Below are 11,488 nucleotides of genomic sequence, written 5' to 3' on the forward strand. Positions count from 1 at the left end.
GATCAGCCAGAATACTTGTATTACCTGCACAACTTTGAAGATGAAGTACTTTCCGTGCAGATTTTTTGCACGCAAGATAATGGCAGCACCCAGCAGTTTAACGCCTACGGCATCGATGCAAAAACGTACGGCGTCTACGGCATTCCGATCGGACCCACGCAAATAGCCCTTCCGGAAAGTACGAGTAAATACGAGGTTGCGATCGTTAACCAGCGGAACCAACGCATGACCCACGTCCGGACGTACTACATAGATCGAACCCCGTACGAAAAAAAGGCCTTTATTACCTTTCAGAACAGTTTCGGCGTATACGATACAATCAGCCTTTTAGGGGAAACTATCACGAAAGCCACGTACGAAAGTGAGGTGTCGCCGCTCTTATCTGCTCCGCACAATCGCCCGCAAAGCTTCATGTCCTCCAGGATAGAAAAGCTGGCGACGACCTATCGGAGCGGCCACTATCCGCCCGGGTGGATGCCTTATTTTTCGGAGCTGCTTCGCTCCAAAAAAGCGGCAATTCTGGAAGACGGCCTTTACCACTACTGCAACGTATCGAGTACGGAGGCCGAACTCGTTAATACCGCTCAGCCTGGCTACAGTCTCGAATTCACTGTTACCAGCGAAGATTCCAGCCCCTATTTTTCTCTATGAAATTACTTGTAAATGGTAAGCCGTTGGTTTTGGGGGAAAAGCCTAAAATCCGGCTTACCCTTCAATCGCCCCTGTTTGCCGATGATCAGCCGGGCAGTTATACGAATCAGTTCCTGATCCCCGTTTGCGAGCAAAATAACCAGATCCTGAGCTGGACTCATTTGGCCCGGGCAAAAGCCGACCGGCGGAAAGAATACGAATGCGTACTTGAATGCGGAACGTACCGGCTGGTTGGGACACTACAGTGCCGGCAAACGAATCAGAACCAGTACAAATGTAACCTGGTGATTCCACCCGGAAACGTACCTGCTAAATACTGGAAACGGAAGCTCAAACGCTTTGATTTTAGCACGGTTACCTATCCAAAATTGCCGGTTACGATTATGCTGTATTCGGCTACCGTGCCAGATCTGGGCGGCTCCCAGTTTCGCACGACCGTTGAAGTAATGGCAGGCACGACAGTGCTATTCGGACAACTGTATTCAGGCGTTACCCAGTCGGGAACTGGCGACTACTTACCCAGCCCGTTTTGGGCCGATTTTGCCAGTCGCATGATGGAGGAAGTAGCGAAGATGCCAGAAGACCGGGAAAAGCCCTGGGCGTATTACCAGGCTAACGGCTACAAAGGACAGGATTTGCGGGGATTCGATGCTGAAGGGAGTGATACCGGCTTTTCTATGTTCGTACCCAAAACGGGGGATTACAAGATCAGGATTACCACGACCATCGATGGCCGCGTATCAATACGGCCGGTAACTATTACGCTCAGCGTAACGGAAACGGTTTTACCCCTCCAGGGCGATGAAAAGGGGAATTTTCTCCAGCGGGATGAACGCTACTGTATGCCGATGATGAAAAACCCGGACTGGTACGGCGAAAACAAATCTTGGAATGGCTACGTAAATGCAGTAACGCAAGGAATAGGTACTACCCTGGGCGGTTACACGATGAATTTTGAGAACCCGACCCGGTTTTCTATATCACCGGCGATCTACCTACGCTGGGCTATTGAAAAAACGTGTGACATCCTAGGTTATAAGCTTAATGATCAGGTTTTTACGGATGATGACCTAAAGCGGGTAATTCTCTGGGTAAATCGTAGCCTCGATGAGCAGGTACCAGGTACGACCCGGGCTTATAACCAGTGGCAAACGAGTTGGAAAATAGCGGACCATTTGCCAGATCTGACGCTAAAAGAATGGTTGAATAGTTTCGGCCGAAATTTGTTTTTTAAGCCCATCTTTTACCCCGCCCGGAAGGAATGCTTAATCGTCTTTGTGAAGGATATTTTAGCGGCACCCGCTGCGATCGACTGGACGGATAAACTCTCCAACACCCGCGAGATTGACACGGAAGATGAAAAGCCCCAACAATTAGCCTACGCCCTAGATTCAAGTGATGGCCTGGCTAAATCCGAAGACGAAAAAACCAAGAAAGAAGTCCCGCTTTTTGTGTCCGTACCGACGGATAAAGAAGTAGATGCAGCCTGGGAACTGGACTATGAAAAGTACGAGCTTCCCTTTTGCCCCGTCCGGATGGAAACTAAAGTCGTAGCCGTGAATAAGACCGACCCGAATAGCCCTTTTTATTCCCGGAACTGGCAGCAGGAAACCAAAGAGGTAGGCATGACCCCGACACTGAAGGAGCAGGGCGTTTCTCCGCTATTTGGTCAGGCTGATACCAGCCTAAACGCGGGCCGAATCATGTTCTACGTTCCGGATCGTACGATACCCAACCCCGTTGCACCACCCCGGGCCGGTGATGAATACCCCCCACACCGGATCACAACGGCCGACAGTGAAACGGAAAAATATTCCCTGCAACTGACAGGGGATAAGGGAGTCCTGAAAACCTTTGCTGCTGGTTGGATCCAACTGCTATCAAAACCGGGTACTGAAAAGTATAGAATCATGCTAGACCCGGTGGACCTTCAGCAATTTCGGTGGGAAAAGAAAATCTACCTGGCTGGCCTGAATTACTTGGTCGATACCATTGATATAACACTAGAAGATACGGGAATTTTTCAGGCGGCAGAAATTACAGTTCGAAGAGTTTAAATTCTTATATTTTGACTTGAAATAATATTGACCTGCACAATGGCTAAAAAAACGGATGAACCTCAAAGAGCAAGGACGATAAATGAATTTCAAGATGCCTTGAAAATTCAACTTAAGTTTTTGAAAAAATCTTGTAAGGAATTTGATGAAGGTGACCTAGATGAAGCGACTCGTATGGCCATAATTATCCGTATACTAGTTCACGATACGGGAGCAAGTACTTCTCTTTTAAAGCATCTAGAGCTTAAGGATAAAATCAAGTTTCTTAACACATCGACTCACTTTAAAGCTAACAGTTTTTATGTTATGGGCTTTCACGGACTTGTGTATGCACAAATGGTAGATCACGGTCAAGGCTTAGGTAATCCTGTATTTGTTGCCAAATTCAATTCTTTATCAATGTCCATTGAAAATCAGGAGTTTATTTCTTTTGATGAATGGTGGACGAAAAACATTATCATACAGGATCGCCATAAACAAGAATTTAGTCGTCATGACCTTATTACGACAGTGGCGAACCGAGATGGGGGAGCCCATATTGACAAAGAAATTGATGAGACATTCGCTAGACTATCAAGGGATCATTCAATAGGATTGGAATATTATAGCAAGGGGATTCATCACAAAATGCCTGACTTAGTATTGCATAGTATCCGCCAAATTGCCTATGAAGTAATAACGACCCTCGAAACGCAAATACCAAATTAAATTTGGCTGCTACCTGCCACATGGCCCCGCAGCGGCCCAGGAGCATAGCCAGATCCGGCCTGGCCACGCCTGGTGCAGCGGGTTTTTTCAGCTGAACAACCAAATTTTATTCTGAAAACGAAAAAAGCCGATCGAACCCCGATCGGCTTTTTATATACTATCATTTAGGACAAAAATTAATCTTCGTAGTCGGTAAGAATTCTTCCGGATCGAATGATCTGACCGCAACCAATAATATTTAGTAGCAGGCCTGCAGCTGCTGCACCAACAACGACGCCATTGCCGTTTTTTCCATCACTGTTAAGAAAGGCTCCAACACCAGCACCGGCGATGGCCACGCCAAAACCGCCCAGGATTAATCCGCCTCCAGACTTCAACGCGTAGCCGGCATTCTGGATTCGATAGGCGTTTCGTTTAGCCTGGTCAATGGGTTCCTGAAGATTAACGCCGGGTTGGCGTTGCTCTATTCGCTGGGCACGCTTGGAAGCTTTTTGCTGCTCTTCAAAATCTTCTTCTCGCTTTAGCTGATCGAGGCGTTCATTACGACGATCCAGCCAATTCCTAAGAGTTGATTTGTTAGACTGGGTGGAATCGGATTGAGCGTGCACAAAGAGGGGAGTACTCAGACAAAGTACTAATAATACTTTTTTCATTAGGTGGACTGAAACGATGTTATCGTTGGGTTAAAGGCACCAAATTAATGGATTTTGTTCAAAAAAATAAGGGGTAACTAGGTATAGTTACCCCTTATCAATATATTTCGAGTCAATTCTACTCACTTCATCACACGCTAAGCCTTCCGGTACCGTCAAGCCGGTGGGCTCAGTGCCTTACAGGTCTTACGGTGTTAAAGTGTTACAAATTTATTGATTTTCAAGTTGATAACGTGCCATTTCCTGAGCAACTTTTCGCTCATCTGAACGGCCGTAGTGTTTTAAAGTGTCCCTCCCTTTCAGACCCAACAGCACCTTAACCGAGTCTTCAGACCAGTGCAACACATTCAGGAGCCAATCGGTGATTGTACTACGTCCAATCTTTACCGAAAGCTTTGGGTAAAGGTTACGCTCAGCGGCAATTAGTTTCAGCCACTTATTCATCTGTTGATCGCTAATAATCGGCAGCTTATCCCAGCCGCCATATTTTTCGACTACAGCTTTAACTTCTGAAAAAATCGGAACCTTTGCCGTGATAGTGGTTTTGGCCCGGTTGTGATAGATCCAATCTTTTCCATCCACGCCCGGACGTACCGCGTTTTCGGCGTTACTAGCCATTAACTTCAGGTCCAAATAATGGAATCCAGTACGACAGTAAATTACGAATACGTCAGCCACTTGCTGCATGAAAGGATTTTTAAAAGGCCGGTCGCGTAGATCCTCGAATTCTTGAAGGGAGAGGGAAACTGGTTTCTTTGCTGTAGGCTGGGATAGGAGTACGTCGTTTAGAGGATTTTCCTGGATAAAACGGTTTCGCTTGGCAAACGCCGTAATGGCCCGCACGGTAACGGCTACCTTGTACGTGTAGCTGTCTTCATGCTTCAACTCGTCACTCATCCAGGCCATAAAACGATCAATTATTAGGTCGTCAAAATCCGCTACGGCAATCCTGGGACGTTTCTGAGCAATAAGGAAGGCTAATACCTTCTTCCGATGCGTTTCGTATTGCCTGAGCGTATCCGGGGAAAGCCGGCGTTTTCGCTTCAGCTTCTCATTCCGGTCAGCTTCTACGCGTTTGGCCGCGTCCTTCTGGAATAGAGCAAAGACCTCCATAAAAGTCAGGTTTGCGGTGTTTCCCTCGTAGATCGCTTTGACCTTTTCAGCCGATACGGGCTGACCCTTTCGGTAGAAATCGGAAAAGATGGAATTTAACTTATTTCGAATGACGGAAAGTTTGTCATTCTTCCAGAAAGCTTCGGGGTCCTGCTTGCTGACAGATTTGGTAGCATGGTCCCAGTGTTCAATACGAATTTTGACCCCAGTACTGTTCAATTCTGCCCGTTTACCATCAAGTGAAATGCGATGGTAAACAGTAGCATACCCGTCAGTCTTTGACTGGCTAAGGTAAAATAATATAGTCATGTGTGGATTTTTTCTCCGAGGCATGGCTGAACCCGCCTGCGGCACCTAGAGACTGAGAGCAGTCGAAAAGGGGGTGCCACATGTAGGCCCTGGGGTCCTACCTGAAACGTTTGGGGGGTCCTACCAAGGTCCTACCTAAAATAAGGTTTTGAGGCTCAGGAGGGCTAAAAGGTTGAGAGTGAACAAAAAAAAACCCAGCTATTGAGTAGCTGGGTGATCACTTCTAATTTTGTTGACCGACAAGGATTCGAACCCTGAATAAGAGAACCAAAATCTCCTGTGTTACCATTACACCATCGGTCAATTCCGTTTCCGTGGTGCAAATATAGGGGGTTTTTGAAAGCCTTGTCAAGTCGTTCCTGAAAATAAATTTGAATTCAGGGAGCAATTTTTTTTAAATGCCTGAATACGAATCGCTTTTCATTGAAAAAAAATTACACACCTGCGGTCTCTGCAGCGGCGTCGATCTTTTTCACCAGTCCTTGTAACACTTTACCCGGGCCGCATTCAACAAATAAGGTGGCTCCGTCAGCTCGCATGGCCTGTACCGACTGCGTCCAGCGTACGGGAGCAGTGAGTTGAGCAATCAGATTCGTTTTGATGGCGTCAATCTGCGTAGCGGGTTGGGCGTTTACGTTTTGGTACACGGGGAACTTGGCCGTATGGAAAGGGGTCACTTCGATGGCAGCAGCCAGTTCTTCCCGAGCAGGTTCCATCAAAGGGGAGTGGAACGCTCCTCCCACGGGTAAAGGTAATACGCGTTTGGCTCCTGCTTCCTTGAGGCGTTCGCCCGCTATACGTACGCCTTCGTGCGAACCGGAAATGACCAGCTGACCCGGGCAGTTGTAGTTAGCCGCTACGACGATCTCGCCCGTTTCCTGACGTACCTGCTCACACAACTGAGCTACCTGCTCATCCGGCAGCGAGCTTAGAACGGCCGCCATCGTTGAAGGATTGATTTCGCAGGCTCGCTGCATCGCCAGAGCCCGTTTGGAAACCAGTCGTACGCCATCTTCAAACGATAAAACACCCGCCGTAACCAGAGCCGAGAATTCACCCAGGGAATGACCTGCGACCATATCCGGATTGAGATCGGGCGTGATAGAGGCCAGGATCACGGAATGCAGGAAAATGGCAGGCTGTGTAACTTTGGTCTGCTTGAGTTCTTCGTCGGAACCACTGAACATGATGTCGGTAATGCGGAACCCTAAAATATCGTTAGCCTTTTCAAAAAGAATGCGGGCTTCTTCGGAACGTTCGTACAGGTCTTTTCCCATACCCGAAAATTGCGATCCCTGACCCGGGAAAATATAAGCTTTCATACTGACAAGTTTGATAGAACCGCAAAAATAGAACTTCCCCGGCTTATCCCACAAAACGAAGCCGCTCTTCGGGGCTCGGCAGTCGGCAACTCTCACGTTTACCAAACCATCGATAGCGGTTTCGGGCAATCAGACTATAGACGCGGTCGCGGATTGAAAGGGGTAAAAAACGAAAGATCCAGAGCCATTTCCATCCCTTGACATGGCGGGCAATGCGGAGGGCAGCTTCCGATTTCTCGTAGATATGACCGTCTTCCCAAAGCAGAACACTATCAAAATCAAGGGAAGGCCGATTCAGTTGATCAAGTATAGACTGACCATACGCGGATTGCAGGGAAGCAAACTGATGCCTTCCGCCGTCGTGATCTAGAATGTAGTTGATAGTGGTGTTACAGAAGTTACAAACGCCATCAAAAAGAATGACTACCATGCGTGAAAGCCTTGCTGTTACTTGAAGACACGGGTAAGGGGTGAAACGTTCCGATACAGAAAAAGGAACCGCCAAGCAGTTCCTTTTTCTGTATTCGGGATGAAAACGGGTTAGCGAATAATCTGTACCCAGCTTTTCAGAATGGCCGGACGATTTTCGTCAGCCCGGTTCAGGCGTTCGTAGGTAACCTGAGCTTCGTAGTAGTACGTACCCGCCGCCAGTTCTTTGCCTGAGTCGGTTCGTCCGTCCCACTGAATGAGCACATTGTCATTGCGTTCGAAGACTTTTACGCCCCAGCGGTTGTATACCCGGAACCGTACGTTCTTCACAAAACGAGGACAACGGATGGGTTCGAATGTATCGTTTTTCCCGTCACTGTTGGGCGTGATTACGTTCGGTAGGGAGTAATCCGTACAGTTGTCTTTGCAAACGGTGTTACTCGGCACCGACTCCGTACCAAAGCGATTCACTGAAGTCACGTAATAACACCCAGCATAACTACCCAGGTTGTCGTGCGTGAAGTTGCGGCTGGGAGGCGATTTGGTTTCACCGATTTTCTCAAAATCACCCGTATCGCCGTAGCGTTTGTAGTAAATGTTGTATTGAACAATGTTCGGATCACAGGCGGCACCGTTGGGACCCGTCGTGGCATCCGTCCAGCTTAATTTATTGCTATACGGACCTTCTTCGCAGATGCCTTGCACGTACGTGGCACAGTCGAGCTGGTCCAGCGAGAGCACGGGCGGACAGGGGCGAGTCGTATCGGTAGGCGTCAGACACAAGCGTTGAGAGAAGTTGTATAACAAGCCCCCGTGAATGGTTGGGTCATTGTACGTACCCACCGTTTCTACCCGGTAACAATACGTAGAGTCCGCCGAAAGCGTCGTACTCACGTCACCGTCGGAGGTCACATTGTCTCGTCCATTATCCGTATAAGTATACGTTCCAGGGCCCTGTACAGCTACTTGCTGAATGAGGTTGTACACACCCGGCCGTACCTGACGGTAAATGCGGTGAGTTTGGTTATCGTTGCTCCAGGGGACATTGGCCTGCCAGGAGAGCTGTATCGCACGGGACTGGCCGCTTCCGCTCAGACGAACGCTACTGGCCGCCTGCGAAGAATCCTGCCGCGTGGTACCGTTGAACACATCTACGCGGTAGCGGTAGGCATTCGCTTCGGTATTCAATCCACGATCCACGTAAATGGTATCGTTAGTACGGGGAGCGGATAAGTTGGTATTGATCGTGCCTACTTGCGTATAGGCCGTACCATTCAAACCCGTAGCCCGGAAGATGCGATACTGACGGGCGCCCGTACCTTCGGGCCGCGTCCATTTTACGGTAATCTGACCCTGCGTAGTCGACGTTTCATCAACGGTCACATTGGTTATGTACAGAGCCTGATTAGGTAATCGCTGACAGGCCTGATTCGAGAACGTACTGGTAAACTGTGTCAGGTTATTGGGGCCAGGGAACGAAGCAACAATCCGGTAACTGTACTCCGTATTAGGCCGTAGACCACTGGAATTATCGGTATAGGTCGTTTGCGTAGCCGGAACGCGACCCACTTCCACGTAACCCGGCGGTGGGCCTGGTTTACAGATGTCAGGAGTCAGATTGGTACAACCCTGACGGCGGTAAATTACAATTTGGGCTCCGGTAATCTGGCAGGGGTACGCATCCCAGTTGAGGACATAACCCGTACCGCTGGGTTCTGATCGCAAGTTTTTAGGAGCGGGAGCAACCACACGTATCTTTACTGTTTTGCTATCAGTCAAATAGGGTTGAACCGATCCGGGATGATCCCGTACCTTGAAGAGTACTTCGTAGGGCAGTTGCCGTACTTGCGTACAGTTGGTTTGCCAGCTAAAGGTACCCGTGGCCGGTGAGGCTTGTGGTTGCGTGGGCGTAGTGAATGTACCAAAGGCCGGCTGAATCAGGTTCACGCCCAGCGGCGTTTGCTGATACACGCCTCCCGTAGAAGTGATCGTCAGGCGGTTGCCGTCGGGGTCCGTAGCCCGTACATTGAACGTAGCCGTTGATCCTGCTTCTACGCAAATTTCATCGGGAACTTCTAACGTAGGCCGTTTATTCTGGCAGTCCCGAACGATAATCTGCATATCCCGCGTGATCTCACCAATTTTCACGCCATTCCGCCACTCTTCAATGATAAATGCGGCGTTATACTGGCCGGGGCAAGTAGGGGCATCCCAGATTAAATCTCCGGTAGTAGCATTAATCGTATAACCCGCAGCACCCGTATTGGCTTCGTTACGGTCATTACAATTCGGAATGTCGTTGGGGTATACAATACTCGGAATCACAAAACCATTACAGGACTCGCCTACGAGCGTTGATTTATTTTGCGTTAAACGGTAGGCTAAACTATCTCCATCGGCATCAAATGCACTGGGGTTGTGAATGTAACGTTGACCGGCACAAGCCTCAAAGTCAACGGGGGGATTCAGCATAACCGGAGTGCTATTCAAACCCAGAAAGGAGTTGATCGCCAACGTGGATTCAACGAAGAAGGGATAGTTATCCGAATTACCATTGGTAATATTAAGGGTTCCTTTATTTCGGTTATCGATCCCAACGGAAACGGTATACGTACCCGGAGCACTGAAGGTATGGGTGGTACGAAAGATGAGTCGTACTGTGCTATTCCCCACATCTACTAAGCCTCCATTGGGTAAACCTTGCGTGAAGAGGGGCGTGTTTTGAATGGGGGTTCCGTCCCCAAAACAAAATCTTACGCCGCCCGCCGCTGTGCCATCCGTCGCAGGTTTACCAGCTTGATAGTCGCAGTAAATCGTAAGCGTTAACTCGTAGGTTAAGCTGGTACTGGATATCCGGCGGGAAGTAATCTCTCCGGCCCGCACGTGGGTAGCCCAGGCCGTGGAGGTTAAGCCACAAATGGTAAAAACCAGTAATCCAAATAAACGGTAAAGGGTTCTCATGCTACGCTGGTATAATCAGACAATCAGTTCGGTAGTATTCAAAAAACAGCGGTAATGGGTACAGATGCCCAACGATCAGGCTTGTAAAGGTACGGGTATAACACAGGTTCAAGGTACAGATTTGAATGTTCTTTCAATTCTGAAAACAATTGTTTTTACAACAAACTTTTTCACTGCTAAAGAAGTTTTTTTCCTGGGGGAAAATGTTCTGACAATAAGGTACTGAAACAGAGCTGGACCAGCCTTGACGTAGGCACTAATTTCAAATGCTGAACGCTTTTCGAAAGCAAAAGGTATTTTTAATTAGCAAAAAATCAGAAATCGACTTTGGCAACCCACCGTTTGTGCCGTAGTTTTGACGCCTAATTAGGGGTTGGTTCCCTGCATTTTTAACTGTTCTTCGAGTCAAAAAACGATGTCCTGGGTCACACAAACTTTTTCGAGTTCGCTGGGCCGCAAGCTCATTATGTCCTTAACCGGATTGTTCTTATGTACTTTCCTGGTGGTACACGTGAGCGGTAACCTGCAATTGTTCAATCACGATGAAGGCTATGGCTTCAATAAGTATGCCGTCTTCATGTCTACGTTCCCGCCCATCCGAGTCGTTTCTTACGGCTTGTATGCATTCATTCTCTGGCATGCTGTTCAGGGATTGTGGCTGGCAAAAGACAACCGTAAAGCCCGTGGAGCACAGCGGTATGTAGTGGTTCATAACCAAAGTACTTGGGCTAGTCGTAACATGGCTTTGCTAGGTACGATGCTGTTGCTGTACATTGTCGTACACATGCACGATTTCTGGTATGTGTATCATTACGGAGATGTACCGTATCGCCAGTACGAACAAAGTCTGGTAACGGGTGAAATCTCTTCTACGCCGTATACGGGGCAACCCATTAAAGGTAGAATGGAAGAGTTCGTACGCGAAGATTCTCAAACCCGGGTTACGGTTGTGAAGGATTTGTACAAGGAAACGACCATAGCTTTTTCTAATCCCTTACTGGTATTGTTCTACGTATTGGGAATGGCGGCTCTGGCTTATCACCTCGTTCACGGATTCTGGAGTGCCTTCCAGACGCTGGGTTGGAATCACCCCAAGTATAATCCGCTGATTCGTTTTCTTGGCGTGTGGGTATTTGGTATTGGTATCCCGCTGGCTTTTGCGGCCATGCCTATATATTTTTACATTAAGAGTTTAGGAGCGTAACCTTGGCCTTCAACCTTAGTGAAGGTGTGTGTATTCTCGTTAGTCATCCGTCCGGAATTTGACCGGAGTTTATAATCTGAA

The 11,488-nt window shown here is 48.2% G+C and carries 9 protein-coding genes and 1 tRNA gene; 4 read left to right on the forward strand and 6 right to left on the reverse strand.

The annotated features are described in order from the left end of the window. From ACOJTG_RS24100 to ACOJTG_RS24110, 3 genes are all read left to right on the forward strand, one after another. Positions 1–651, forward strand: a 651-nt coding sequence (locus ACOJTG_RS24100) for a hypothetical protein (RefSeq protein ID WP_420156148.1), incomplete at its 5' end; no start/stop codon positions are given. Continuing rightward, the gene (locus ACOJTG_RS24105; RefSeq protein WP_420156149.1) at positions 648–2,708 is read left to right on the forward strand and encodes a hypothetical protein; all 2,061 of its coding nucleotides are present in this window, start codon (positions 648–650) and stop codon (positions 2,706–2,708) included. The genes ACOJTG_RS24100 and ACOJTG_RS24105, both read left to right, overlap by 4 nt. A 39-nt stretch (positions 2,709–2,747) precedes the next feature. Further along, positions 2,748–3,416, forward strand: coding sequence for a hypothetical protein (locus tag ACOJTG_RS24110; RefSeq protein WP_420156150.1), 669 nt, complete (start codon positions 2,748–2,750; stop codon positions 3,414–3,416). A gap of 176 nt (positions 3,417–3,592) precedes the next feature. Here the strand turns inward: ACOJTG_RS24110 and ACOJTG_RS24115 are convergent, their stop codons facing one another. The 6 genes from ACOJTG_RS24115 to ACOJTG_RS24140 all read right to left on the reverse strand — a co-directional run bounded on the left by ACOJTG_RS24115 (position 3,593) and on the right by ACOJTG_RS24140 (position 10,203). Further along, positions 3,593–4,069 (reverse strand): hypothetical protein, encoded by a 477-nt coding sequence (locus ACOJTG_RS24115; protein ID WP_420156151.1) that lies wholly within the window; start codon positions 4,067–4,069, stop codon positions 3,593–3,595. A 210-nt stretch (positions 4,070–4,279) separates the two neighbouring features. After that, on the reverse strand, positions 4,280–5,491 hold the full coding sequence (locus ACOJTG_RS24120; RefSeq protein ID WP_420156152.1) for a phage integrase SAM-like domain-containing protein: 1,212 nt from the start codon (positions 5,489–5,491) through the stop codon (positions 4,280–4,282). A 232-nt stretch (positions 5,492–5,723) separates the two neighbouring features. Next, positions 5,724–5,794 (reverse strand) — tRNA-Gln (locus tag ACOJTG_RS24125). Positions 5,795–5,925: 131 nt separating this feature from the next. Then, positions 5,926–6,813, reverse strand: a complete 888-nt coding sequence (gene fabD, locus ACOJTG_RS24130; protein WP_420156153.1) for an ACP S-malonyltransferase — start codon at positions 6,811–6,813, stop codon at positions 5,926–5,928. Between the two features lie 43 nt (positions 6,814–6,856). Further along, positions 6,857–7,243, reverse strand: coding sequence for a thiol-disulfide oxidoreductase DCC family protein (locus ACOJTG_RS24135; RefSeq protein ID WP_420156154.1), 387 nt, complete (start codon positions 7,241–7,243; stop codon positions 6,857–6,859). Between the two features lie 110 nt (positions 7,244–7,353). After that, entirely contained in the window at positions 7,354–10,203 is a 2,850-nt protein-coding gene (locus tag ACOJTG_RS24140) for a gliding motility-associated C-terminal domain-containing protein (protein ID WP_420156155.1), read from the reverse strand. A gap of 415 nt (positions 10,204–10,618) precedes the next feature. On the opposite strand from ACOJTG_RS24140, the gene ACOJTG_RS24145 reads away from it, so the two are divergent. Beyond that, a complete protein-coding gene (locus tag ACOJTG_RS24145) occupies positions 10,619–11,407 on the forward strand; it encodes a succinate dehydrogenase cytochrome b subunit (protein WP_420156156.1) in 789 nt (262 codons plus the stop codon). Positions 11,408–11,488: the final 81 nt, after the last annotated feature.

It is taken from the genome of Siphonobacter sp. (genome assembly GCF_048595215.1).
Taxonomy (GTDB): domain Bacteria; phylum Bacteroidota; class Bacteroidia; order Cytophagales; family Spirosomataceae; genus Siphonobacter.

Bases quoted from the DNA above. Each gene is read 5' to 3' on its own strand.
- ACOJTG_RS24115 (WP_420156151.1), bottom strand. From the start codon at position 4,069: ATGAAAAAAGTATTATTAGTACTTTGTCTGAGTACTCCCCTCTTTGTG.
- ACOJTG_RS24105 (WP_420156149.1), top strand. From the start codon at position 648: ATGAAATTACTTGTAAATGGTAAGCCGTTGGTTTTGGGGGAAAAGCCT.
- ACOJTG_RS24145 (WP_420156156.1), top strand. From the start codon at position 10,619: ATGTCCTGGGTCACACAAACTTTTTCGAGTTCGCTGGGCCGCAAGCTC.
- ACOJTG_RS24135 (WP_420156154.1), bottom strand. From the start codon at position 7,243: ATGGTAGTCATTCTTTTTGATGGCGTTTGTAACTTCTGTAACACCACT.
- fabD (WP_420156153.1), bottom strand. From the start codon at position 6,813: ATGAAAGCTTATATTTTCCCGGGTCAGGGATCGCAATTTTCGGGTATG.
- ACOJTG_RS24110 (WP_420156150.1), top strand. From the start codon at position 2,748: ATGGCTAAAAAAACGGATGAACCTCAAAGAGCAAGGACGATAAATGAA.
- ACOJTG_RS24120 (WP_420156152.1), bottom strand. From the start codon at position 5,491: ATGACTATATTATTTTACCTTAGCCAGTCAAAGACTGACGGGTATGCT.
- ACOJTG_RS24140 (WP_420156155.1), bottom strand. From the start codon at position 10,203: ATGAGAACCCTTTACCGTTTATTTGGATTACTGGTTTTTACCATTTGT.